The following is a 23021-nucleotide window of genomic DNA, read 5'->3' on the forward strand; positions in this document are numbered from 1 at the left end:
GCCAGCACGTTCAGCGTCACCACGCCCCCCGAACCACCGTGAAGTGCACACTTCCGTCATGAGTGAGGAACTGCCCGAGCTGGAGGACGAAGTCGCGCTCGCCCGCCATCGGTCCCGCCAGGCTGCCGGAATTGCGATCGAGGTGCCGCACGAGGATGTCCGCTCCATCCTGGGCCTGGAGCGCGAGTGAGCTACCGAATCATCTGAGACGTTGCCGTCGTCGCGCTGCCCGATTACACAGTCAGCCTGATGTGCCCCGCCCGGACCGCCGGGCGGGGCACATCGGTTCAATCACCCAAACGGAAGGACCGCCGTGCTGCGCCCGGCCAGGGCGCGCGAGTATGCAAGCGCTTCGCTACCCAGAGCGCGGTAGTTGAGCACGGGATCGCCCGCCGTCACCAGGGCGGTCGCACATTCACCGCACCACGGTCGGGGCGGGTCCACATCCAGGTCCTCGATGACCGCTTCAGCTGTCCGGCACTCCGCGCAGATCGGCATACCGCCGGCCCTCCTCGCCGTCTCAGGACCAGGTGGAGCCGCACGACGTGCAGCCCCAACGGCCCTCCAAAGTCTGGTAGGTGGCGCTCGACCCGCAGACCGGGCAAACGCGGGCCCCCGCCTCCGAGTCGCGCTCCAGCAGGCTACCGGGCAACCGGCCGGGGTGAGGCGGGATCGAGATAGCAGGCCGATCGAGCAGGGTCTCGCTCATGACGCACTCCTCCGAGTGAGGATCAACACTGGGATGCGCCCGGCCGGGGCAGTGCCAGGAAACCCCGCACGGCCCTGGCCGTGGAGAGCTTCGCGGCGCTCCCGCACGCCCTGTGCGTGCCCCGCACACGCCATGCACGCCCCTGCTGTCACCGGCGACTCGACCGATACCGTGGCTACTCCGTGCAGTCGAAGGGCAGCACTGTGTCAATGAACCCACGCGACATCGGGGCGATCATCAGGGCGGCCCGATGCGCCCAACGAATGACCCAGGCCCAACTCGGCCGAACCTGCGGTTACTCGGCATCCGCGATCAGCCGGGTCGAAGGTGGAACACTTCGCCTCTCAGAGCAGTCACTCCTACTGATGACCCGCACCCTCGGAATCCCCGTCGACGCGATCAGAGCCAGCCGACCCGCTACCCTGGCGCCAGATATGACTCTGGATCAGGAGGATGCGATGCGGCGCAGGCAGCTGCTCCTGGCAGGCATGGCGGCGACCGGAGCATCGATGATTCCATCATCCGCTTTCGCTGCCACCCGCCCAGACTCCTCGACCCAGATCGTCCGGGCTCTGTACGAGCCCGAGAGCAGCGCTTCCATCTCGCTTCGACAGCTCCGGCAGTTCCTCGCCGAGGCCCATTCGCAGTTCACCGCAGCCCAGTACCAGGACCTCGGCGAGGCCCTGCCCGGGTTGCTGGGAACGGCCCAGGCAACGCGCGATGCCATGTCCGGCCGGTCCCGGGAGGAAGCCCAGGCACAGGTGGCCAGAGCGTGGATCCTGGCGACAGAGTTGGCGCTCAAGCAGCATTCGGATGTCGCCTGGCCTGCGGCAGACCGCGCCCTGGCGGCGGCCCAGGCGAGCGGCGACCCGGTTGTGGAGGGTGAGGCAGCACGGGTGCTGGCAATCACCATGCGGCGCGCAGGGAGACCAGCCGCCGGAGTCGATCTCCTGCGCCGCACCGCCGGCTCGCTGGCGCAGAATAGGGACACCGTGTCCCGGGCCGTAGGGGCGACGCTCCTGATGACAGCCGCATACACCGCCGCGTGCGGTCGGCGACGCAGCGATGCCCTTGACCTCATGACTGGTGCGGCGGACGCCGTGGCCCGTCTCTCGGGAACCAGCACGCAGCCCCGAGAACGACTGTTCACAGTCGATGCCACTGCGGCACAGGCAGATCTGTACTGGATCGGGGTACACACGGCCTTGGGCACTCCCGACGAGGCCGTCCCGTACGCGGCGCGGATCGTCCCGGGCCAACTACCGACCGTCGAACGCCGAGCCAGGTACGGAACGGACTGTGCCCGTATGTGGCAGCGTCTCGGCGACCATCGACGCACCTTGGAAGCGCTGCGGTTCACCGAGCAGGTGGCACCGGAGGAGCTTCGCCGACCGGCGCTGCGAGCGCTGACGGCCGAACTCCTCTACGCGCCCGTGACGGTGGCCGGCGTACGGGAGTTCGCCGAGCGCACTGGGGCGCCGCCGCAGTAGCGAGGCGCCCCGGACAACACGGAGGCCGGTGCGGGATCGCTCCCGCACCGGCCTCCGTCCAACAACCTTCGGGCCCCTAGTTGTTCGGGACGGTCGCGTAGCGCGGCGTGCCCTCGCCCATCTGCTTGAGCGCGTCCTTGCGGTCGCGCTTCGACAGCTTGTCGATGTAGAGGAAGCCGTACAGGTGGTCGGTCTCGTGCTGGAGGCAGCGGGCGAAGAAGCCGGTGCCCTCGACGCGGATCGGGTTGCCGTCCTTGTCCTGGCCCGTCACCGCGGCGTACTCGGGGCGCGGCAGCTCGGCGTAGGCGGTCGGCACCGACAGGCAGCCCTCGTTGCCGTCGTCCAGGACCCGCTGGCGGTCCTTGGGGAACTCCTCCAGCACCGGGTTGATCACGTGCCCGATGTGGCGCACGCCCTCGTCGTCCGGGCAGTCGTAGACGAAGACCTTGAGGTCCACACCGATCTGGTTGGCGGCCAGGCCCACGCCCTCCGCCGCGTACATCGACTGGAACATGTCGTCGATCAGCGCGGACAGCTCGGCGTCGAACGCCGTCACGTCCTTGACCTCGCGGTGCAGCACCGGGTTGCCGAAGACCGTGATCGGGCGCGCGGTGCCCTTGGTCAGGTCCGGCTCCGCTCCGACCACCTTCGCGGGCGCCTCGGGCGCCGCCCCCTCCACGTCGTGCTCGTGCTCGTGGTCGTGCTGCTCGGCCATGTCTTCCGCTTCCATAGGTCTACGCGTACCTCACCAGGGTACTCAGCACACCTCTTCGAGATCCCGGTAAGCCCGGGTCCCGGGGGCGGCCGCCGCCCAGCGGTCCAGCAGGGTGCGCACCAGGTGCGCCGGCGCTGCGATCCCGCACTCGCGTTCGGCCAGCCAGGACATCCCGCCCGCGCCCGGGGTCAGGTGGCTGAGGTGGCCCGGGTGCGCGGCGTCGCCGTCGTCGTGCGGGTCGTGGTGGGCGGTGTGCCCGTCGTCGGTGGCCATCCGGCTCTCCGAACAGGCCCGGCAGAGCAGCCGCACCGAGGACGTCCAGTCCTCGGCCGCGTAGCCGGCGTCCGCGACCAGCCGCTCCAGCGCGTCCCGGTCCGCCTCGGTCGCCGCCTGGAGCAGCACCACGTAGGTCGGCACCGGCGACGGCGCCCACAGCTCGATCTCGTCGAACACCGGGTACGCCACCCCGTCGGTGACCCGCTCCCCGTGCGGGGCGCCGTCGTGCAGCACGACCTCGCCCCAGCGTCTGCCGGAGGAGGGCAGCGGGATCGACAGCACCTCGATCCGGGCCGGGTCCAGCCGCCGGCCCCACACCACCTCGGACTCGCCCTCCGGGGAGAGCCGCACCGGGGTGGTGCCCAGGTCCAGGCTGACCGGGCCGTCGCCGTGGGTGCCCTGGCCGCCCGGCAGCTTCAGCCCGTACGCCTGCCAGGACCGGCGGGCCAGCGGCCAGTCCTGGAGCGCGGTCGCGGTGATGCCGAGGTTCCACCAGTCGGGTGCGCCCTGTTCGCGGTCGAGCAGCGCCACCGCCCGGAGGCCGGCCGCCCGGGCCTGCTCCCAGTCGCGGCGGAACTTGTGCAGCAGCGCCAGGTTGAACCACGAGTCGGAGAGCCACGGTTCCAGGTCGGCCGCCATGACCAGCAGCGCGCCGGCGTCCTCGTAGCGCCCGTCGCCGATCAGCGTGAATGCCCGGTCGGTCGTCTGCCGCCAGGTGGCGGACGGCCGGTGCCGTGCCCGGTGGAAGATCCTCACGTTCGTCCCTGCCGTCGTCGTCCGCTCAAGTCCGGTGTCCGTTCCCGTGTCCGCTCCCGCGCCACGGGCCCGGTGTCCCGGGTCGGTTTTCCACGCTACGACCGCATCCAACCACGACGGCCACTGCCCGCGCTCCCCACCGCCGAGGTTGCCCGTAACCGACCCCCACCCCAGCCTGCCCGCCGCGCCCCGGCTCCTCAACCCCGGGCCGCACCGGTCGGGCCCGGGCTCCGGCCCGCCCCGCGCCCTCCCTGTGCACGCCCCGCGCCCTCCCCACGCACACCGCGAGCCCGCCGTGACGACGCCGGACGGGCGCGCGCGGACGCCCACGAGCGCCCCCGCGACGCCCGCCACCGGCCGCCGGGTCCTCAGCCGCGCACCCGGACCAGCGCGTCCACCACCCGGGCGTCGTACAGCCGCCCCCGCCCCAGCCGCAGCGCCTCCAGCACCTCCAGCCGGCCCACGGCCTCCCCCAGCCCGCGCCCCCGCGCCGCCGTCAGCAGGTCGTCGTGCGCGTTCGCCACCCGGATGATCCGCGCCGCCAGCGGCACCGCCCGCCCGCCGCCCTCCGGCCCGGGGTGCGGATCGGCCAGCCGGGCGACCTGTTCGGCCACCTGCCGGGGCACCCCGGTGCGCCGGATCACCTCACTGCCCAGCCGGGCGATCCGCTGCTGCTCCGCGTCCGGCAGCAGCGCCGTCGCCCCGCCGGGCACCGGCTCCACCAGCGACAGCTGCCCCACGTCGTGCATCAGCGCCGCGTACTCCAGCAGGGCCAGCTCCCGGGTGCCCAGGCCCAGCTCGCGGCCGACCGCGCAGGCCGTGTCGGCCACCCGGCGGGCGTGCCCCGGCGGGGTGTAGCCCGCCACCTCGGTGGCCTTGGCCAGGCTGGCGATGGTCTGCCCGGTGGTGGCCCGGACCGCCGCTGCCCGCCGGAACGACACCTGTGCCAGCAGCAGCGGCGCGCAGAACAGCGGCAGCGCCCACAGGCCCACCTCCCCGGCGGCCAGGCTGACCAGCATCCCGGTGGCGGCGATCGCCGAGCCGATCCCGAACAGCGAGCGCATCTCGTCCTCCAGCCCGGCCGGGAACCGCAGCCCGCTGCGGGCCCGCCGCAGCACCGCCGCCAGCACCGCGTCGCACAGTGCGGCGAGCGCGGCCACGGCGGTCAGGAAGGCCCCGTAGGCCGGGCCGTCGGCGGAGAACCGGTCCACCACCCCGCTGTTGTAGAGCGGCTGGAACACGGCGGCCGCGAACGCCGCCCCGAGCAGCCGCCGCGCCGCGCCGTCCCGGCGGGCCCGCTCCCGCCACGGCGCCCGCACCCGTCGGCGGACCCCGTGCCTGGGCCCCAGCAGCGGCGCCAGCGCCCCGGGCAGCAGCGCCAGCAGCAGGCCCGCGCCGGTCACCGCCACCACCTGGAGCACCCCGTGCCCGGTCGGCAGCCCGCGCAGCGGACCGAGCAGCGCGTAGGCCAGCGCCCCCGCAGCCCCGATCGGCGCCTGTTCACGATCGCCCGGAAGGGTGATCCGGACGCACTCGCCGAGCGTGATCAGCGTCAGGAACGCCAGCGCCACCCCCGGCGCGGACAGCCCCCGCACCGCGACCGCGCCGAGGGACGCGGCCAGCAGCGCGAGCGCCGCGCCGTGCACCGCGCACACCACCCCGGCGCATCCCTCGGAGTCCCCGCCGCGCCCGGCGACCGCCGTCGGCTCCGCGCCCCGTCGCGCGCTCACGACGGTCCGGCCGTCGGCACGGAGCCGCCGCCCTGGGCGGGCACTCCGCGCGGCGCGGCCCGGGCCGGCTCGGGAACGCCCAGCGGGATGTCCGGCACCGCCCCGATCGTGTCGGGCGGCGGCAGCACCGGCTGCCAGTCGTGCACGGCCAGCGCGTCGACCAGCGCGCGCACCATCACCGGGTCGAACTGGCTGCCCGAGCAGCGCTCCAGCTCGGCGACCGCCTCGGTGACCGGCCGACCGCGCCGGTAGGAGCGGGTGGAGGTCATCGAGTCGAAGGCGTCGGCGACCGAGATGATCCGGGCGAACTCCGGGATCTGCTCCCCCGCCAGCCCGCTCGGGTAGCCGCGGCCGTCCATCCGCTCGTGGTGGTGCAGGATCCCCGCGTGCGCCTCGCCGAGGAAGGCGATCCCGCGCACCAGCTCGTAGCCGTGCACCGGGTGCACCTCGACCGCCCGCCGCTCGGCCTCGGTGAGGGGACCGTTTCTGCGCAGCAGTTCGGTGGCGACGCCGAGCTTGCCGACGTCGTGCAGGACGCCCGCGTACCGCAGCGTCCGCAGCCGCTCGGCCTCCATGCCGAGCTGACCGGCGATCAGCACCGAGGCCCGGCCGACCCGTTCGCTGTGGCCCCGGGTGTAGGCGTCCTTGATCTCCACCGCCTGGACCAGGGCCTGGACGGTGGCCTGGTGGGCGTCGCGCTCCCGGTGCCCCTGGGCGAACACCCAGGCCGAGATGGACAGCGGCAGCAGGGCCAGCAACGCCGCGAACGCACCGTACGGCCCCTGCCAGAGCACCGCCACCATCAGCCCGCCGGCCGCGTGCACCAGCACCGGCAGACCGGGGACGGCGGCCGCCCGGCGGTGGGCCGGGGGGCGGTGCGCCGAGGGCCGCCGGGGGCCCTCGGCCAGCAGCCGCATGACGCCCACCAGAACCCCGTTGACCAGGCAGAACGCGGCGAGCGCGGCACACCCGGGCAGCAGCGCGGCGGGGAACCGGGAACCGAGCAGCAGCTGCGGACCGGCCAGCAGGTGGAACACCACCGAGGCCGCGAAGGCCGACAGCGCGAGCTGCGAGCCGTTCCACACCTGCCGGCGGCGGCAGGTCGGCTCGGCGGCGCCGAGCAGGGCGGCCGGGGCCGCGACCAGTGCGGCGGCGGCCGGCGGCAGCATCAGCACCCCGGCGAACAGCACCGGGAAGAAGGCGTTGACGTCGGGCCGGGCCGGCGGGCGGCCGGCCGGCTGCGGACGGCGCAGCAGCAGCCGGACCAGACGCAGGCAGGGGCTGGGCAGCCCCTGGGCCAGCGACTCCCAGCAGCCGTGCAGGAAGGCCAGCAGTCCGACCTTCGGCCAGTCCACCGGGGCACCCAGCCAGTGCGGCCCGGCCGGCGGCGCGGGGAACGGCAGCAGCGGCAGCAGACAGCAGAGCGCCGCGACCGGCACCGCCACGAGGTAGCCCGCGGCGCCCCGCGGCAGGTCCGCGTCCACGCTGTCGGTAGCGATCTCGACCTCCCCGCGTCCTGGCCCGCGCCGTCCTGGCCCGTCGGCCGGTCGCACGCCGGAGAGGCGGCGGTCGGGTGACGGTGAGCGTCCGTCAGGAGGATAGGGCGCCGCTCCGGCACGGGGACGCATGATCGCGCAATGCCGCTGCTGGCACACCACCAACTCACTCGAACGAGTGACGGCGCATCCGAGTGGAAGGGGCGCGGACACGGAGCGGCCCCGGGAGCGGGTGCTCCCGGGGCCGTCCGGTGTGAGCCGTTCGCCGCACGACGGGCACGGCGGGCGCGGCAGGGCCTACCGCCGAGGGCCTACCGCTGGGTGCCGGCCGCCGCCTGTGCGGCGCGGTCCGGGTCCGCCGCCGGTTCCGGGACCGGTTCGGCGTGCACCTCGATGGTCGTCTCGACCGAGACCACCAGCGCCTCGCCCGTCCGTTGCCCGGCCCGGATCGAATCGATCCTGGCCAGCACCTTGCCGCGCAGATCGGCCGGGGTGTCGTCGCAGCCGCAGGAACGCTTGATCAGCGCCTTGATCGCCTGCTCCAGCCCGTACTGCTTCAGGCAGGGCGAGCACTCCTCGAAGTGCACGCGCAGCTTGTCGCAGTCGCCCTCGGCCATCTCGTTGTCGAGGAATTCGTAGAGGTGGTCGAGGACCTCGCCACACTCGGTGTCGTGCGGATCGCCGCAGCTCATGAACCCGAGCCCTTCGCTTCCTGCCCTGCCCCGCTGCCGGCCGGGACCAGCCCGCGCTCACGGGCGTAGTCCTCCAGCATGCCGCGCAACTGACGGCGGCCGCGGTGCAGTCGGGACATCACCGTACCGATGGGAGTACCCATGATGTCCGCGATCTCCTTGTACGCAAAGCCCTCGACGTCCGCGAGATAGACCGCGATGCGGAACTCCTCCGGAATGGCCTGGAGGGCGTCCTTCACATCGCTGTCCGGAAGGTGGTCCAGGGCCTGGGTCTCGGCCGAGCGCAGACCGGTCGACATGTGCGACTCGGCCCGGGCCAGCTGCCAGTCCTCGATCTCCTCGGCGGCGGTGCGCTGGGGCTCCCGCTGCTTCTTGCGGTACGAGTTGATGAACGTGTTGGTGAGGATGCGGTACAGCCAGGCCTTGAGGTTGGTGCCCTCGCGGAACTGGTGGAAGGACGCGTACGCCTTCGCGAACGCCTCCTGGAGGAGGTCCTCCGCATCGGCCGGGTTGCGGGTCATCCGCAGCGCCGCCGAGTACATCGGGTCCAGGTAGCCCAGGGCGTCGCGCTCGAAGCGCTCCCGCCGGGCCTCCTCGGTCTCCTCGGCCGACACCCGGAAGGTGTCCTCACCGATCGCCTCGGCCAGCTCCTCACCGGTGAGCGCCTCGCCCGCGGGCAGGCTCTCGTCCGGGCCCCGGCCCGGCTCGGCCTCGTGCTCGGTCCCGACGACCGGACCCACCTCCTCGGCATGACGGACACGGCCCACGGCGGGCCGCCCCGAAAGCGAGGATATCGGGCCGACGGGCTTCTCGCCCGCGGCGATCCAGTCGGACCAGGAGGGGACGAACGCCGACTCGGCCTCGCGCTCCTCAAGCCGCTCGGGGCACGCGATCGAACCCATCTGCCCTGCCTTCCACCGGGACTCATGCTGACAAGGGCGTCAACCACGTCGGCCCCGCGCGCATTCCCGGCCCCCACGGGCGGATCCGCGCCCCCTGCGCGCGGGTCCGCCGGGTCCGCCGGGTCCGCCGGGTCCGCCGGGGGCCGCCTCACACCAGCCGCAGCACCCAGTCCCCCACCGCGGCCGCGATCAGCTCCAGCAGCTCCTCCCGCTCCACCGGTGCGCGCTTCGGCACCTCGAAGCCGTGGTTGCCGTACTCCAGCGCGAGCAGCTCGTGCGAGGTCGGCAGCTCCGGGAACTCGGCCGGACCGCCGAACGGGTCCGCCGCCCCCTGCACCACCAGCGTCGGCAGCCCCGTGCCGAGCAGCTCCTCCGCCCGGCTGCGCTCCGGCCTCCCCGGCGGGTGCAGCGGGAACGCCAGTGCCAGCACCCCCGCCGCCCCGGTCGCCAGCCCGGTCCGGCAGGCCACCCGCGCGCCCGCGCTGCGGCCGCCCACCACCAGCGGCGGACCGGCCTCCGCCAGCCGCTCGGCGACCGGTGTCCACCCGGTGTCCAGGGTGCGCGGCGCGGGCGCCACCTTCTTCCCCGCCACCCGCCACGGCTGCTCGACCAGCGCCACCGACACCCCCCGGGGCGGCAGCGCGGCGGCCAGCACCGCCAGGTCCCGCGCCTCGATGCCGCCCCCGGCGCCGTGGCCCAGCGCCAGCACCGCCCGCGGCCCGGCCGCCGGGTGCAGGGTGATCCGGGCGTCCCCGGCGGGGGTGGGCACGAGCTCCCGGGTGACGGTGACGGGGTCGGTGACGGGGTCGGGGTCGGCGGTCACGGCGGTCGCGGTCCTCTCGGCTCGGCGGCGCGCAGCAAGGAGCGCGCACGAAGGGGTGCACAGGATGGGTGCGGGCGGGGCTCGGAACAGCGTCGGGCCTCAGAACAGCGTGGTCTCGTACTCGACCTCGACCCAGGGCTCGGTCAGCCCGGCGTGGTTGTTGCGGATGCTGCCGACGTCCGGCGACACCGGCGTCGCCCGCAGCGCGCCCGGCGGCGGGGGTATCAGCAGCCGCCGCAGCTCCGGCGCCTCCCCGTCGGCCAGCCCCGGGTCCAGCCAGTCGTCGAACGACCCCGGGTCCAGAAACAGCGGCATCCGCTCGTGGATCGGCGCCAACAGCTCCTCCGCCTCCGTCGTCACCACGGTGAACGTCACCAGCCAGCCCTCCGGGTGGTCCGAGGGCACCGTCCGGTTGCGCCAGAACTCGTACAGCCCCGCCAGCGCCAGCGGCGCACCGTCCGCTCGGGACACGAAGAACGGCTTCTTCTTCGGCCGGCCCCGCTCCGCCGGCACCGTCTGCCACTCGTAGTAGCCGTCCACCGGCAGGATGCACCGGCGGGACGCGAACGCCTGCCGGTAGGAGGGCTTCTCGTGCACCGTGTCCGAGCGGGCGTTGATCATCTTCACCGCCGTCTCCGGCGACTTCGCCCACTGCGGCACCAGCCCCCAGCGCAGCGCCCGCAGCTGCCGCACCGGCCGCGCCGCCCCCTTCGGCAGCCGCTCCAGCACCACCAGGGCGCTCTGGGTGGGGGCGACGTTCCAGCTCGGGTCCAGCGTCTCGGCCGGGTCCCACTGCTGCACGCCGAACAGCTCGACGATGTCCTCGGGCCTGTTACTCGCGGCGAAGCGACCACACATGCCGTCAGCTTGCCACGGTCCCGGCCGACCCCCGGAACCACCCGCCCAGAACCACCCGCCCCGGGACCGCCGTCCCCTCCATGACAGGCTGCCGTACCGAAGGAGCGGCCGAACCGAGGCGGAGGAGACCCATGGACGCCAGGACCCTCGACGAGCTGTGGACCGCCGTCACCGGCACCCAGCCCGACCCGCCCGGCTGGCTCGTCCTCGCCGCCGGCGGTGTCGCGCTGCTCACCGTGCTCGCCCGCCCGCTGTGGCGGATCGCCCGCAACGCCGTCACCATCGCCCACGAGGGCGGCCACGGCCTCGCCGCCCTCACCACCAACCGCAAGCTGGCCGGCATCCGGCTGCACTCGGACACCTCCGGCCTCACCCTGTCCTACGGACGCCCCACCGGCCCCGGCATGGTCCTGACCGCCGCGGCCGGCTACCTCACTCCCGCCCTGCTCGGCCTCGGCTGCGCCGCCCTGCTCGCCGCCGACCGGATCACCCTGCTGCTGTGGCTGGCCATCGCCCTGCTGCTGGCCCTGCTGGTGCGGATCCGCAACGCCTTCGGCTTCCTCAGCGTGCTGCTCACCGGCGGCGCGTTCTTCCTGGTCAGCTGGTTCGGCTCGGCCGAGGTCCAGGCCGGCTTCGCCTACCTCGGCACCTGGTTCCTGCTGTTCGGCGCCGTCCGGCCGGTGCTCGAACTCCAGCGGCAGCGCGGGCAGGGCCGGGCCGACGACTCCGACGCCGACCAGCTCGCCCGGCTCACCGGCGTCCCCGGCCTCGCCTGGGTCGCGCTCTTCCTCGTCACCGCCCTCGCCGCCCTCGCCCTCGGCGCCGACTGGCTGCTGCGCCCGCTCTGATCCCCGCTCCGGGCCCCCGCCCCGGCGCCCGCGCACCGGCCGGCGCCGCCCGCCCCGGTCCGCGCATCGGAGGCGAACGGGCGAGCCCCACCACGGCCCCTAGACTGGCCGCATGACCGAGACCCTGTGGCCCGCCCCCGTCGCGACCACCCCCGTGGACGCCACCGTCACCATCCCCGGCTCCAAGTCGGTCACCAACCGGGCCCTGGTGCTGGCCGCGCTCGCCGACGGGCCGGGCTGGGTGCGCCGCCCGCTGCGCAGCCGCGACTCCCAGCTGATGGCCGACGGCCTGCGCGCCCTCGGCGTCACCATCGAGGAGCAGGTCAACAACGACACCGGCGGCACCGGCGGCGGCGAGGCCTGGCGGGTCATCCCCGCCCCCGTGCTGCGCGGCCCCGCCTCGGTCGACGTCGGCAACGCCGGCACGGTCATGCGCTTCCTGCCCCCGCTGGCCGTCCTCGCCGACGGCCCGGTCCACTTCGACGGCGACCCGCGCAGCCACGAGCGCCCGCAGCACGGCGTGATCGACGCCCTGCGCGCGCTCGGCGCCCGGATCGAGGACGGCGGCCGCGGCAGCTTCCCGCTGACCGTGCACGGCACCGGCGCCCTGGACGGCGGCACCGTCCAGCTCGACGCCTCCGCCTCCTCCCAGTTCGTCTCCGCCCTGCTGCTCTCCGGCGCCCGCTACAACAACGGTGTCGAGGTCCGGCACGTCGGCGGCCCCGTCCCGTCGCTGCCGCACATCCGGATGACCGTCGACATGCTGCGGCTGGCCGGCGTCCAGGTCGACGCCCCCGAGGACGGCGGCGAGAAGGACGTCTGGCGGGTCACCCCCGGCGCCCTGCTCGGCCGCGACCTGGTGGTCGAGCCCGACCTCTCCAACGCCGCGCCGTTCTTCGCCGCCGCCCTGGTCACCGGCGGCCGGGTCACCGTCCGCGACTGGCCCCGGCACACCACCCAGCCGGGCGACCAGCTGCGCGAGCTGTACACCCGGATGGGCGGCAGCTGCGAGTTCACCGACGAGGGCCTGCGCTTCACCGGCGGCGACCGGATCCACGGCATCGAGGCCGACCTGCACGACGTCGGCGAGCTCACCCCGGTGATCGCCGCCGTCGCCGCCCTCGCCGACTCCGAGTCCCACCTCTACGGCATCGCCCACCTGCGACTGCACGAGACCGACCGGCTGGCGGCGCTCGCCAAGGAGATCAACGGCCTCGGCGGCGACGTCAGCGAGACCGAGGACGGCCTGCGGATCCGCCCGCGCAAGCTGACCGGCGGTGTCTTCCACACCTACGAGGACCACCGGCTGGCGACCGCCGCCGCCGTGCTCGGCCTCGCCGTGCCCGGCGTCCAGGTCGAGAACGTGGCCACCACCGCCAAGACCCTGCCGGACTTCACCGCCATGTGGGACGAGCTGCTCACCGGACCGGTGGCGGGCGGCTGAGCGGGGACTGGGCACATGCGCCGCTACGGCAAGGACGCCGACGAGGACGACATCCGCAACCGCCCCGCCCGCCGGGGTTCCCGGCCGCGGACCCGGATCCGGCCCAAGCACGAGGACGCCGACGAGGCGATGGTGCTCACGGTCGACCGCGGCCGGGTGACCTGCCTGGTGGACCCGGGCACCAAGCAGGAGCGCCAGGTCACCGCCATGAAGGCCCGTGAGCTGGGCCGCAAGGGCGTGGTCGTGGGCGACATCGTCTCCCTGGTCGGCGATCTCTCCGGGGACGCCGACACCCTGGCCCGGATCGTCCGGGTCGAGGAGCGCACCTCGGTGCTGCGGCGCACCGCGGACGACGACGACCCCTACGAGCGGATCGTCGTCGCCAACGCCGAGCAGCTCGCCATCGTCACCGCGCTGGCCGACCCGGAGCCCCGGCCCCGGCTGATCGACCGCTGCCTGGTCGCCGCCTACGACGCCGGGATGGAGCCGCTGCTCGTCCTGACCAAGGCCGACCTGGCCCCGGCCGAACCGCTGCTGGAGGCCTACGCCCCGCTCGGCATCGAGTACGTGGTCACCCGCCGGGACGAGCTGGAGGGCGCCGGCGCCGAGGCCGTCCGGGAGCACCTGCGCGGGCTGCGTACGGTGTTCATCGGCCACTCCGGCGTCGGCAAGACCACCCTGGTCAACGCGCTCGTCCCGGAGCGGCAGCGGGTCACCGGCCACGTCAACGCCGTCACCGGCCGGGGCCGGCACACCACGGTGTCGGCGCTCGCGCTGCGGCTGCCGCCGCCGCCCGGTGCCAAGCCCGGTTCGAAGAAGGCGCTGGACACCGGCTGGGTGATCGACACCCCCGGCTTCCGCTCCTTCGGGCTCTCCCACATCGACCCGTCCCGGGTCATCCTGGCCTTCCCCGACCTGGAGCCCGGCACCGTCGAGTGCCCGCGCGCGTGCAGCCACGACGAGCCGGACTGCGCGCTGGACGCCTGGGTCGCCGACGGCCACGCCGAGCAGGCCCGGCTCTACTCGCTGCGCCGGCTGCTCGCCAGCAAGGAGGCCCGGGAGGGCGACTGACGGCCGGTGCGGCGGACCGGTTCCGGTGTTCGAGGTGTCGGACGGCCCGCTCGTGGTGATCATAGGAAAGTCGGGCCGGATCACGGTCCGCCCGGCACCCGGGCCCGCCCACCGGTCCCGACCGTTCCCACCGATCACGACCGATCCCCGACCGACAGGGAGAGCACGCGATGGCATGGGCCCTGGTGATCCTGGCCGGACTGCTGGAGACCGGCTTCGCGATCAACCTCAAGCTCAGCGACGGCTTCACCAAGCTCTGGCCCACCGTCAGCTTCTGCGTCTTCGCCCTGGGCAGCTTCGGCCTGCTGACCATCTCGCTGAAGACCCTCCCGGTGGGCCCCGCCTACGCGGTGTGGACCGGGATCGGGGCCGCCGGCACGGCGATCTACGGCATGCTCTTCCTGGAGGAGACCACCTCGGTGCTCAAGCTGGTCTCGATCTCCCTGGTCATCGCCGGGGTGATCGGTCTCCAGCTCAGCGGCTCGGCCCACTGACGGACACCCGACGGGGCCGGAGCCCGGGTCCGGGGGCGGGTCCGCGCTAGGGTTTCCGGCATGGCCGACTACCACGACGATCTCCGACTCGCCCATGTCCTCGCCGACTCGGCCGACTCGGTCACCCTGGAGCGTTTCCGCGCACTCGACCTGCGGATCGAGACCAAGCCCGACCTGACGCCCGTCAGCGACGCCGACAAGGCCGCCGAGGAGCTGGTGCGCAGCATCCTGCAGCGGGCCCGCCCGCGCGACGCGGTGCTCGGCGAGGAGTTCGGGCTGCAGGGCTCCGGCCCGCGCCGGTGGGTGATCGACCCGATCGACGGCACCAAGAACTACATCCGCGGTGTCCCGGTCTGGGCCACCCTGATCGCGCTGCTGGAGGACGGCCCGGACGGCGTGGAGCGCCCCGTCGTCGGCATCGTCTCCGCGCCCGCGCTGCAGCGCCGCTGGTGGGCCGCCAAGGGCCTCGGCGCGTACGCGGGCCGCAGCCTCGCCAAGGCGTCCCGGATCCACGTGTCCGGGGTCTCCCGGATCGAGGACGCCTCGTTCTCCTACTCCTCGCTGTCCGGCTGGGAGGAGCGCGGACGGCTGGAGCCGTTCCTGGACCTCACCCGGGCCTGCTGGCGCACCCGCGCCTACGGGGACTTCTGGTCCTACATGATGGTCGCCGAGGGCGCGGTGGACATCGCCGCCGAGCCGGAGCTGTCGCTGTGGGACATGGCCGCGAACAGCGTCATCGTCGAGGAGGCCGGCGGCCGCTTCACCGGCCTGGACGGCGTCCCGGGCCCGGGCGGCGCCGACGCCGTCGCCTCCAACGGCCTGCTCCACCAGGAGGCCCTGGACCGGCTGAGCGTCTGACAACCTCCCGGACCGAAGCGCCCCGGAGCCGAGCGGGCGAAGATCCCGCCCCGGAGGCGAGCGGGCGACTCCCGCCCCGAGCCGAAGGGGCGCGCCGGTGCCGAAAGGGAGCAGCGAGGAGGCCCCTGAGGAACGAAGGGGCCTCGGAGCGCGACCGTCGGCACCGGCGCAGAGCGCCCCGGAGGCGAGCGGGCGACAACACAGCCCCGGATGCCGGTTCTCCTCGGCATCCGGGGCCCGCTGCTCGGCGGAGCCCCTCACCGGGCCCCGCCTCGCGGTGCGTCAGCCCTGCTTGCGCAGTTCCCGCACCGCGGTCTCGAGACGCCGACCGTAGTCGGCGTCGGCCTTGCGGAAGTTCTCGACCGCCCGCTCGACGATGTCGTCGCGGTCGGCCGAGACCTTGGCGATGAAGCCGGCCAGGTTGGCGACCAGCCGCTGCTTCTCCTCCTCGGAGAACAGCCGGTAGAGGTTGCCCGCCTGCACGAAGTCGTCGTCCTCGGCGTGCGAGGGCGCCTCGTGGTTGCCGGTGGCCCCGGTGACCGGGGTCGGGGCCCACAGCGGGCGGCCGGTCTGCACCGGGCCGCCGAAGCTGTTCGGCTCGTAGTTCTTGCGGCGGCCGTGGCGGCCGTCGTAGAGGTGGCCGTCCCGGCTGTTGGTGAGCGCCTCGGTGGCGTGCGGGCGGTTCACCGGCAGGTGGTCGGCGTTGATGCCGACGCGGTAGCGGTGGGCGTCCGCGTAGGCGAACAGCCGGCCCTGGAGCATCTTGTCCGGGGACGGACCGATGCCGGGCACGAAGTGCCCCGGGGAGAAGATCGACTGCTCGACCTCGGCGAAGACGTTGTCGGGGTTGCGGTTGAGCTCCAGCTTGCCGATCTCGATCGGCGGGTAGTCCTCGTGCGGCCAGACCTTGGTCAGGTCGAACGGGTTGAAGCGGTAGTTCGCCGCGTCCTCGGCCGGCATGATCTGGACCTGCACCGTCCAGGTCGGGAACTCGCCGCGCTCGATGGCCTCGCGCAGGTCGCGCTGGTGGCTGTCCGGGTCCTCGCCGGCGAGCCGGTTGGCCTCGTCCGCGGTGAGGTTCTTGATGCCCTGGTCGGTCTTGAAGTGGTACTTCACCCAGAAGTACTCGCCGGCCTCGTTCTGCCACTGGTAGGTGTGCGAGCCGTAGCCGTTCAGGTGGCGGTAGGACGCGGGGATGCCGCGGTCGCCGAACAGCCAGGTCACCTGGTGGGTGGACTCGGGCGACAGGCCCCAGAAGTCCCAGACGTTGTCCGCCTCCTGCGAGCCGGTGTACGGGTCCCGCTTCTGGGTGTGGATGAAGTCCGGGAACTTGATGGCGTCCTTGATGAAGAACACCGGGGTGTTGTTGCCGACGAGGTCGTAGTTGCCCTCCTCGGTGTAGAACTTCAGCGCGAATCCGCGCGGGTCGCGCACCGCGTCCGCCGAGCCGAGGTTGCCCGCCACGGTGGAGAACCGCAGGAAGGTCTCGGTCTGCTTGCCGACCTCGGACAGGAAGGCCGCCCGGGTCCAGCGCGAGACGTCGGCCGTCAGCGTGAAGGTGCCGTAGGCGGCGGCGCCGCGGGCGTGCACCACGCGCTCCGGGATGCGCTCGCGGTTGAAGTGCGCGAGCTTCTCGAACAGCAGCTGGTCCTGGATCAGCGCCGGACCGCCGACACCGGCGGTCTCGGTGTTCTGGTTGTCGGCGACGGGGGCACCCGCCTCCGTCGTGAGGGTGGGGCGCAGCTCGTCCTGGGTAGTCATGTGAGGGGCCTCCGCGTGATCCGGTCGTGACGAACCGATCCTAACTTGGACTTTGTCCAAGTCAACACTGGAACCAAACTCGGAGTCTCACTTACCCTTGGTCCATGAGTGACCTGCTGGAACGACTTCGTGGACGTGGATGGCGGCTGACCGCGCAGCGCCGGGTCGTGGCCGAGGTGCTCGACGGCGAGCACGTGCACCTGACCGCCGACGAGGTGCACGCCCGCGCGGTGGAACGGCTGCCCGAGATCAGCCGCGCCACCGTCTACAACACGCTCGGCGAACTCGTCTGCATCGGCGAGGTGCTGGAGGTGGCCACCGACGGCCGCGCCAAGCGCTACGACCCCAACGCGCACCACGCGCACCAGCACCTGATCTGCTCGGGCTGCGGCGCCATCCGCGACGTCCACCCGCTCGGGGACCCGCTGGCCGCGCTGCCCGAGGCCGAGCGGTTCGGCTTCACCGTCTCCGGCGCCGAGATCACCTACCGCGGGCTGTGTCCGCAGTGTGCGAACAGACCCTGAGCCGCGCGGACCTCCGACGGGGAACTGCTACGCGCTGAGTTCCGCGTGCAGCGCGCCGAGCAGTCGGCCCGCCCGCTCGGCGACCTCCGCCGGACCGTAGTCCGCGGCCCGCCGGCACCAGCCCTCCGCCTGCACCGGCTCCCCCCGGCGCAGCGCCAGCAGGGCCAGCCGCAGCGCCGCCCGCCCGTGCCCGGCGTCCGCCGCCCGGGTGTACCAGAGCATCGCCTCGGCCTCGCTGTCCTGCCGCGCCAGCAGCAGTCCCAGGTTGAAGGCCGCGCTGCGGCTGCCCGCCTCCGCCGCCCGCCGGTACCAGCTCTCCGCGATCTCCAGCGCCCCCCGCTCGGCCGCCCGCACCCCCATCCGGACCTGCGCCCGCCGGTGCCCCGCGTCCGCCGCCGACGCGTACCAGTGCTCGGCCTCCGCGTCCGCGTCCCCGCGCCGGTCCAGCACCGAGGCCAGCCGGAACGCTCCCTCCGCCGAACCGCCCGCCGCCGCCTGCCGGTAGCGCTCCAGCGCGCCCGCCGCGTTGCCCCGCTGCTCCTGCACGACCGCCAGTTGCAGCGCGGCCTCGCCGTGCCCCTCCGCCGCGGCCCGCGCGTACCACTCCTGCGCCTGCCGCTGCTCACCGCGCCCGGCGTGCAGCACGCCCAGGTTGAACGCGCCGTCCACACTGCCCGCCTCGGCGGCCTTGGAGAACCACGGCTCGGCACCCGACTCGTCGCCGCGCTGCAGCAGCACCACGGCCAGCGCGTTGCAGGCCTCCCGGTGCCCGGCGTACGCGGCCCGGCGGTACCACTGCTCGGCCTGCTGGTCACGGCCCGCCCCGGCGCACAGCAGCCCCAGGTTGAACGCCCCGTTGTGGTCCCCGGCCTCCAGCGCGCTGCGGTACCAGCGCTCCGCCTCGGCGGCCGCTCCGCGCGAGGCGTGCAGGGCGCCCAGCGCGTTCGCGGCATTGCCGTCACCCGCCTCGGCGGCCTCCTGCCACCACTCGGCGGCCGCGCCGAGGTCCCCGGAGTCGCGGAGCAGGTAGCCCAGCGCGCACGCGGCCCGGGGCTCGCCGTTCTGCGCCGACTGCCGGTACCACCGGGCGGCCTCGTCCAGCAGCGGCGCCTCCCCGCCGGACCGGTCCTCCAGCAGCACGCCCAGCCGCAGCGCGGCCCGGGCGTGGCTGCGGGCGGCGGCGATCCGGTACCAGGCCTCGGCGGTCTCCTTGTCCCCCGCCGCCTCACGCATCCGGGCCAGCCGGTAGGCGCCCTCCCGGTGCCCGGCGTCCGCGGACACCTTGAACCAGCGCTCGGCGCGGACGTCCCGGCGGTGCTCCATGAGGTCGCCCAGCGCGTAGGCGCCCAGCGGGTGGCCGTGGTCGGCGGCGAAGTGCAGCCAGTACTCGGCCGCCTCCTCCTCGCCCTGGTCGCGCAGCTGCAGGCCGAGCGCGTGCGCGGCCGGCGCGCTGCCGGCCACCGCAGCCTGGCGCCACCACTGGGCCGCCTCGGCCCGGTGGCCGCGCTGGTGCAGCAGCACGCCCAGGTTGTTGGCGGCCGCGCGCAGGCCCGCCGCGGCGGCGGCCCGCAGATAGGGCTCGGCGTCCGCCAGGTCCCCGCGGCGCAGCAGCAGGGTGCCGAGCCGGGCGGCCGCGTCCGGGTCGCCGTCGTCGGCGGCGCGCCGGTGCCGGGCCTCCAGGGCGGCCTGCTCGCGGGCGGCGAGCGCGGTCTCGAAGCTGGCCGAGTCGAAGCCGGGGTCGCCCTCCACGTCCGGGCCGGCCGGGCCGTCGGACGCGCCGTGGGCGCCGAGCGCGGCGGCGAGGCCGCCGGCCGGGACGTGCACCAGGGAGTCCGGGCCGTAGCCGCCCGCGGGCCGGCGCTCGGCCAGACCGCTGGTGCGCTGCGCGGGCAGGGCGCCGGGCCGCCGTTCGGGGCTCTCCGCCCAGGTCTCGGTGTCCGCCTCGGTGGTCGCCGCCGGCCCCGCTCCCGTCCCGTTCCTGCCGATCAGCCTCATGCCGACTCCCGCTCCCCCTGAGTGTCGCGGCGTCGTCCTCCGGCTCTGGGCCGGGGGAGCTCCACGGGGGCCGCATCGACCCGACGGCCGGTCAGCGGCCGTGCAACGTCCCCCATGTGTCCCATCGTCGCATCACCCGCAACCCGCGTACACCTGCCCCGGCCGAATTCGGCGAGGCGGACCTGAGCCGACGAGATTGCTTCGGCGCTTTGTCGATTTCCCGACACTCGCCCCTCACAAACCCCGTTGCCGTCGTCCTTGGCGACGCTCGATGGTACCGGAGCGTTCCCGGCCACCCGTGCGGACGAACGACGAAGGCCCGGAGGACGAGTCCTCCGGGCCTTCGTTGCTACTGAGTAGCGGGGACAGGATTTGAACCTGCGACCTCTGGGTTATGAGCCCAGCGAGCTACCGAGCTGCTCCACCCCGCGTCGGTAGTTGAACCATAGCACGGGCGCGAGGTGGGGCCGAAATCGGTTACCGCGGGATCAGCGCAGCTCAGGGGCCGCCGGTCGGTGCGGGCGAGGCCGGCGGGGTGGCCGGCGGGGTGGCCGGTGCCGTGCCCGACGGCGTCGGGGCCGGGGTGATCCCGGCCTTCTGCTGGGCCGCCGCCAGCTCCTTGGCGGCCTCGCTCTGCGCCTTCTGCGCCTGACCCAGGGCCACCCAGTCGCCGGCCTTGGCGGCGGCGTCCGCGTCGGTCTGCGCCTTCAGCACGTCCGTGATCGCCTTCTGCAGCTCCGGCGTCAGGGTGACCCCCGGCGTCGGGGTGGTCGGCGTGGTCGGCGTCGTCGGCGTCCCCGGCGCGGTGGGCGCGGTCGGCGTGGTCGCCGGAGCCGCGCCCGCGAACACCTTCCGCAGCGCCTCCTCCAGCGTGTTCTCGAACGCCACGTTGTCGTTGCCGTAGACCGCCAGCACCTTCTGCAGCGTCGGGTACTTGGCACCCCGCCCGCGGACGTACACGGGCTCCACGTTCAGCAGCCCGCCGCCGACGGGAAGCGTCAGCAGGTTGCCGTACTCCAGTTCCGAGTCGCCGCCGCTCTTCAGCAGGGTGATCTGCTGCGCGACCTCCTGCCGCGAGTTGAACTGCGACTGCACCAGGTTGGGGCCGAGCGTCTTGGAGTCCCCCGGCACCTTGAGGATCCGGATCTTGCCGTAGTCCGGCCCCGGGTCCGCGCTGACGGCCATGAACGCCGCCAGGTTGTCCCGGCCGCGCGGCACGAAGGTGGTGGTCAGCGAGAAGCTCGCCGACGTGACCGCCGGGTCCGGCATCCGGACCGTCAGGTAGTACGGCGGCTGGAACTGCTTGGTGTCACTGGTCGGGTCCACCGGGACCTGCCAGATGTCGCTGCCGTTGAAGAACGAGTCGGCGTCCGTCACGTGGTACTGGCCCAGCAGGTCGCGCTGCACCTTGAACATGTCCTGCGGGTACCGCAGGTGCGACAGCAGCGTGCCCGGGATCTCCGCCTTGGCCTTCACGGTGTCCGGGAACGCCTTCATCCAGGTCTTCAGCACCGGGTCGTTCTCGTCCCACTGGTACAGCGTCACCTCGCCGGTGTACGCGTCCACGGTGGCCTTGACCGAGTTGCGGATGTAGTTGACCTGGTTGGCGACGGTCAGCAGCTCACCGCGCTGGTTGGTCAGCGAGTCCTTGGTGGCCGTGCCCAGCGTCGTCTTGGACGAGAAGGGGTAGCCGTCCGAGGTGGTGTAGCCGTCCAGCACCCAGACCACCCGGCCGTTCTCCACCACCGGGTACGGGTCGGCGTCGATCGACAGCCACGGCGCGACCTTCTCCACCCGCTCCTTGGGCGTCCGGTCGTAGATCACCTTGGCGCCGTCGGTGATCGCCCCCGCGTACAGGATCTGCGGCTCGGCGAACTTCACCGCGTACGCGGCCCGGGTCAGCGGGTTGTCCAGCGAGACGCCGCTGCCGCCGGTGTACTTGTACTGCTTGTTCTCACCGGAGTCGGTGGTGTAGTCGATCTCCTGGTTGGAGCCGCCCACGATCGAGTACGTCGAGGTCTTCTCGCCGTAGTAGATCCGCTGCTGGTAGTCGCCCAGCGAACCCGTCGCCGGCAGGCCGGACTCGGTGAAGACCGGCTGGCCCTTGTCGTTGACCTGGTTGCCCTTGGCCACGACCGCGCCGTAACCGTGGGTGTACTTGAAGTGGTCGTTGATCCAGTTCCGCTGCACACCGTTGAGGTCCAGCTCGCGCAGGCCGATCACGGTGTCCTGGGCGCCCTCGCCCTTGCCGTACCGGTCCACGTCCAGGGTCTGCGGGAACGCGTAGTACGACCGCTGCTGCTCGATCGACTGGAAGGTCGGCGAGACGACGTTGGGGTCGATCAGCCTGATGTCCGCGATGGTCTGCGCGTCCGGCTTCAGCGACTCGGCGTCGGTGCTGCCCTTCGGGGTGTACGGAGTCGTCTGGCTGTCCGCGATCCCGTAGGCCCGGCGCGTCGCGTCGATGTTCTTCTGGATGTAGGGCGTCTCCTTGGCCTGCTCGTTCGGCTTGACCTGGAACTGCTGCACGATCGCCGGGTACACCCCGCCGATCAGCACCGCCGACAGCACCATCAGGCCCAGCCCGATCAGGGCCGGCGCCCAGGTGCGCCGCACCGGGGTCAGGAAGAACAGCACCGCGCAGATGACCGCGACGAAGAACAGGATCGTCTTCGCCGGGAGGAACGCGTTGGCGTCCACGTACCGCAGGCCGGTCCAGCCGGAGACCTCGCGGTAGGCGCCGGTCTTCACCGCCAGCGCGTACCGGTCCAGCCAGTACGCGACCGCCTTCAGCAGCACGAAGACACCCAGCAGCACCGCCAGGTGCCCCTGCGCGCCCGTGCTCGCCCGCCGGCCGGGGCCCTGCAGCCGCAGTCCGCCGTAGAGGTAGTGCACCAGCGCCGAGGTCAGCAGCGAGACGATCACCGCGCTGAACGCGAAGCCCAGCAGGAACTCGTAGAACGGAAGGTCGAAGGCGTAGAACGAGACGTCCTTGCCGAACTGCGCGTCCTTCTCGCCGAAGGAGGTCCCGTTCGTCCACAGCAGCCAGGTCCGCCACTGGCCCGAGGCCGCGGCACCGGCCACCAGCCCGATCACCAGCGACACCCCGAGCAGCGCCCAGCGCTTGAACGGCGCCAGCCCCGAGCGGTACCGGTCCAGGCTCTGCTGCTCGACCGACATCGCCGACAGCGGCGGCCGCAGCCGGTGCGCCAGCCACACGTTGAAGCCGACGATCACCGCCATCAGCAGGCCGAAGACCGCGAACAGGCCGATCTTCGTCCACAGCTGGGTGGTGAACACCGAGGAGTAGTGGACGGACCTGAACCAGAGCCAGTCCGTCCAGAACCCCGCGAACATGACGAACAGCAGGAAGAGCACCGCGAGTACGCCCAGGGTCAGCAGGAGCACCCGCGCCCGCCGGGAGGGCGGGCCTACCCTGCGCCGGAACCCCGGCCCTGAGCGTTCCGGCATCTGGAATACCACGGTGGCACCTCAGTTGTGTCGTCTGGAGTCGGTCGGTCCTCAGTGCAACTTAACCAGTCTTTGGTCGAGTTCCCACCGTTAGCAGACGGTTACGAC

At 73.3% G+C, this 23021-nt stretch carries 20 protein-coding genes, 1 tRNA gene and 1 pseudogene; 9 read left to right on the top strand and 13 right to left on the bottom strand.

Translation table 11 applies throughout. From position 1 onward, the window contains the following. Positions 1 to 58 precede the first annotated feature (58 nt). A complete protein-coding gene (locus BLU95_RS45100; protein WP_286158634.1) occupies positions 59 to 190 on the top strand; it encodes a hypothetical protein in 132 nt (43 codons plus the stop codon). Between the two features lie 330 nt (positions 191 to 520). Here the strand turns inward: BLU95_RS45100 and BLU95_RS15950 are convergent, their stop codons facing one another. Further along, on the bottom strand, positions 521 to 709 hold the full coding sequence (locus BLU95_RS15950) for an eL43 family ribosomal protein (protein ID WP_093860606.1): 189 nt from the start codon (positions 707 to 709) through the stop codon (positions 521 to 523). A gap of 209 nt (positions 710 to 918) precedes the next feature. On the opposite strand from BLU95_RS15950, the pseudogene BLU95_RS45845 reads away from it, so the two are divergent. Both BLU95_RS45845 and BLU95_RS15955 read left to right on the top strand, forming a co-directional pair. Beyond that, positions 919 to 1098: pseudogene (locus BLU95_RS45845) on the top strand (helix-turn-helix domain-containing protein); the annotation flags it as partial. A gap of 45 nt (positions 1099 to 1143) precedes the next feature. Then, positions 1144 to 2199: a transcriptional regulator gene (locus tag BLU95_RS15955; RefSeq protein ID WP_502689865.1), complete on the top strand. Its 1056-nt coding sequence runs from the start codon at positions 1144 to 1146 to the stop codon at positions 2197 to 2199. Between the two features lie 76 nt (positions 2200 to 2275). Here BLU95_RS15955 and def read toward each other — a convergent pair whose 3' ends face one another. The 8 genes from def to BLU95_RS15995 all read right to left on the bottom strand — a co-directional run bounded on the left by def (position 2276) and on the right by BLU95_RS15995 (position 10447). Then, a complete protein-coding gene (def, locus tag BLU95_RS15960) occupies positions 2276 to 2914 on the bottom strand; it encodes a peptide deformylase (RefSeq protein WP_093860608.1) in 639 nt (212 codons plus the stop codon). 42 nt (positions 2915 to 2956) lie between these two features. Continuing rightward, on the bottom strand, positions 2957 to 3946 hold the full coding sequence (locus BLU95_RS15965; RefSeq protein ID WP_093860609.1) for a tetratricopeptide repeat protein: 990 nt from the start codon (positions 3944 to 3946) through the stop codon (positions 2957 to 2959). Between the two features lie 368 nt (positions 3947 to 4314). Beyond that, the gene (locus BLU95_RS15970) at positions 4315 to 5592 is read right to left on the bottom strand and encodes an HD domain-containing protein (RefSeq protein WP_107452680.1); all 1278 of its coding nucleotides are present in this window, start codon (positions 5590 to 5592) and stop codon (positions 4315 to 4317) included. 80 nt (positions 5593 to 5672) lie between these two features. Next, entirely contained in the window at positions 5673 to 7160 is a 1488-nt protein-coding gene (locus tag BLU95_RS15975) for an HD-GYP domain-containing protein (protein ID WP_231978588.1), read from the bottom strand. Positions 7161 to 7483: 323 nt separating this feature from the next. Continuing rightward, positions 7484 to 7864, bottom strand: coding sequence for a mycothiol system anti-sigma-R factor (rsrA, locus tag BLU95_RS15980; protein WP_093860611.1), 381 nt, complete (start codon positions 7862 to 7864; stop codon positions 7484 to 7486). Then, entirely contained in the window at positions 7861 to 8604 is a 744-nt protein-coding gene (locus BLU95_RS15985) for a sigma-70 family RNA polymerase sigma factor (protein WP_369826154.1), read from the bottom strand. Before BLU95_RS15985 ends, rsrA begins: the two co-directional genes overlap by 4 nt. A gap of 310 nt (positions 8605 to 8914) precedes the next feature. Further along, a complete protein-coding gene (locus BLU95_RS15990; RefSeq protein WP_502689847.1) occupies positions 8915 to 9589 on the bottom strand; it encodes an alpha/beta hydrolase family protein in 675 nt (224 codons plus the stop codon). Positions 9590 to 9688: 99 nt separating this feature from the next. Continuing rightward, positions 9689 to 10447, bottom strand: coding sequence for an SOS response-associated peptidase (locus tag BLU95_RS15995; protein ID WP_093860613.1), 759 nt, complete (start codon positions 10445 to 10447; stop codon positions 9689 to 9691). Between the two features lie 131 nt (positions 10448 to 10578). Here BLU95_RS15995 and BLU95_RS16000 point away from each other — a divergent pair, with 131 nt between their 5' ends. From BLU95_RS16000 to hisN, 5 genes are all read left to right on the top strand, one after another. Then, on the top strand, positions 10579 to 11295 hold the full coding sequence (locus BLU95_RS16000; protein WP_093860614.1) for a M50 family metallopeptidase: 717 nt from the start codon (positions 10579 to 10581) through the stop codon (positions 11293 to 11295). A gap of 112 nt (positions 11296 to 11407) precedes the next feature. Continuing rightward, positions 11408 to 12739, top strand: coding sequence for a 3-phosphoshikimate 1-carboxyvinyltransferase (gene aroA, locus BLU95_RS16005; protein WP_093860615.1), 1332 nt, complete (start codon positions 11408 to 11410; stop codon positions 12737 to 12739). 15 nt (positions 12740 to 12754) lie between these two features. After that, positions 12755 to 13810 carry a ribosome small subunit-dependent GTPase A gene (gene rsgA, locus BLU95_RS16010; RefSeq protein WP_093860616.1) on the top strand — a complete coding sequence of 352 codons (1056 nt, stop codon included), beginning with the start codon at positions 12755 to 12757 and terminating at the stop codon, positions 13808 to 13810. A gap of 170 nt (positions 13811 to 13980) precedes the next feature. Next, positions 13981 to 14304, top strand: a complete 324-nt coding sequence (locus BLU95_RS16015; protein WP_045939100.1) for a DMT family transporter — start codon at positions 13981 to 13983, stop codon at positions 14302 to 14304. 60 nt (positions 14305 to 14364) lie between these two features. Further along, positions 14365 to 15162 (top strand): histidinol-phosphatase, encoded by a 798-nt coding sequence (gene hisN / locus BLU95_RS16020; protein WP_093860617.1) that lies wholly within the window; start codon positions 14365 to 14367, stop codon positions 15160 to 15162. Between the two features lie 282 nt (positions 15163 to 15444). On the opposite strand, the gene BLU95_RS16025 is transcribed toward hisN, so the two are convergent. Further along, the gene (locus BLU95_RS16025) at positions 15445 to 16923 is read right to left on the bottom strand and encodes a catalase (protein ID WP_093860618.1); all 1479 of its coding nucleotides are present in this window, start codon (positions 16921 to 16923) and stop codon (positions 15445 to 15447) included. A 104-nt stretch (positions 16924 to 17027) separates the two neighbouring features. Here BLU95_RS16025 and BLU95_RS16030 point away from each other — a divergent pair, with 104 nt between their 5' ends. Then, positions 17028 to 17447: a Fur family transcriptional regulator gene (locus tag BLU95_RS16030; protein ID WP_093860619.1), complete on the top strand. Its 420-nt coding sequence runs from the start codon at positions 17028 to 17030 to the stop codon at positions 17445 to 17447. A gap of 27 nt (positions 17448 to 17474) precedes the next feature. Here BLU95_RS16030 and BLU95_RS16035 read toward each other — a convergent pair whose 3' ends face one another. From BLU95_RS16035 to BLU95_RS16045, 3 genes are all read right to left on the bottom strand, one after another. Then, complete coding sequence (locus BLU95_RS16035) at positions 17475 to 19442, bottom strand: tetratricopeptide repeat protein (RefSeq protein ID WP_093860620.1); 1968 nt, start codon at positions 19440 to 19442, stop codon at positions 17475 to 17477. Positions 19443 to 19799: 357 nt separating this feature from the next. Beyond that, positions 19800 to 19873, bottom strand: a tRNA-Met gene (locus tag BLU95_RS16040). A gap of 67 nt (positions 19874 to 19940) precedes the next feature. Next, positions 19941 to 22913, bottom strand: a complete 2973-nt coding sequence (locus BLU95_RS16045) for a UPF0182 family membrane protein (protein ID WP_093860621.1) — start codon at positions 22911 to 22913, stop codon at positions 19941 to 19943. Positions 22914 to 23021: the final 108 nt, after the last annotated feature.

The sequence above is a fragment of the Streptomyces sp. TLI_053 genome, assembly GCF_900105395.1.
Taxonomy (GTDB): Bacteria; Actinomycetota; Actinomycetes; order Streptomycetales; family Streptomycetaceae; genus Kitasatospora.

Bases quoted from the DNA above. Each gene is read 5' to 3' on its own strand.
- BLU95_RS45100 (WP_286158634.1), top strand. From the start codon at position 59: ATGAGTGAGGAACTGCCCGAGCTGGAGGACGAAGTCGCGCTCGCCCGC.
- BLU95_RS15950 (WP_093860606.1), bottom strand. From the start codon at position 709: ATGAGCGAGACCCTGCTCGATCGGCCTGCTATCTCGATCCCGCCTCAC.
- BLU95_RS15955 (WP_502689865.1), top strand. From the start codon at position 1,144: ATGACTCTGGATCAGGAGGATGCGATGCGGCGCAGGCAGCTGCTCCTG.
- def (WP_093860608.1), bottom strand. From the start codon at position 2,914: ATGGCCGAGCAGCACGACCACGAGCACGAGCACGACGTGGAGGGGGCG.
- rsrA (WP_093860611.1), bottom strand. From the start codon at position 7,864: ATGAGCTGCGGCGATCCGCACGACACCGAGTGTGGCGAGGTCCTCGAC.
- BLU95_RS15995 (WP_093860613.1), bottom strand. From the start codon at position 10,447: ATGTGTGGTCGCTTCGCCGCGAGTAACAGGCCCGAGGACATCGTCGAG.
- BLU95_RS16000 (WP_093860614.1), top strand. From the start codon at position 10,579: ATGGACGCCAGGACCCTCGACGAGCTGTGGACCGCCGTCACCGGCACC.
- aroA (WP_093860615.1), top strand. From the start codon at position 11,408: ATGACCGAGACCCTGTGGCCCGCCCCCGTCGCGACCACCCCCGTGGAC.
- rsgA (WP_093860616.1), top strand. From the start codon at position 12,755: ATGCGCCGCTACGGCAAGGACGCCGACGAGGACGACATCCGCAACCGC.
- BLU95_RS16015 (WP_045939100.1), top strand. From the start codon at position 13,981: ATGGCATGGGCCCTGGTGATCCTGGCCGGACTGCTGGAGACCGGCTTC.
- hisN (WP_093860617.1), top strand. From the start codon at position 14,365: ATGGCCGACTACCACGACGATCTCCGACTCGCCCATGTCCTCGCCGAC.
- BLU95_RS16025 (WP_093860618.1), bottom strand. From the start codon at position 16,923: ATGACTACCCAGGACGAGCTGCGCCCCACCCTCACGACGGAGGCGGGT.
- BLU95_RS16030 (WP_093860619.1), top strand. From the start codon at position 17,028: ATGAGTGACCTGCTGGAACGACTTCGTGGACGTGGATGGCGGCTGACC.
- BLU95_RS16035 (WP_093860620.1), bottom strand. From the start codon at position 19,442: ATGAGGCTGATCGGCAGGAACGGGACGGGAGCGGGGCCGGCGGCGACC.
- BLU95_RS16045 (WP_093860621.1), bottom strand. From the start codon at position 22,913: ATGCCGGAACGCTCAGGGCCGGGGTTCCGGCGCAGGGTAGGCCCGCCC.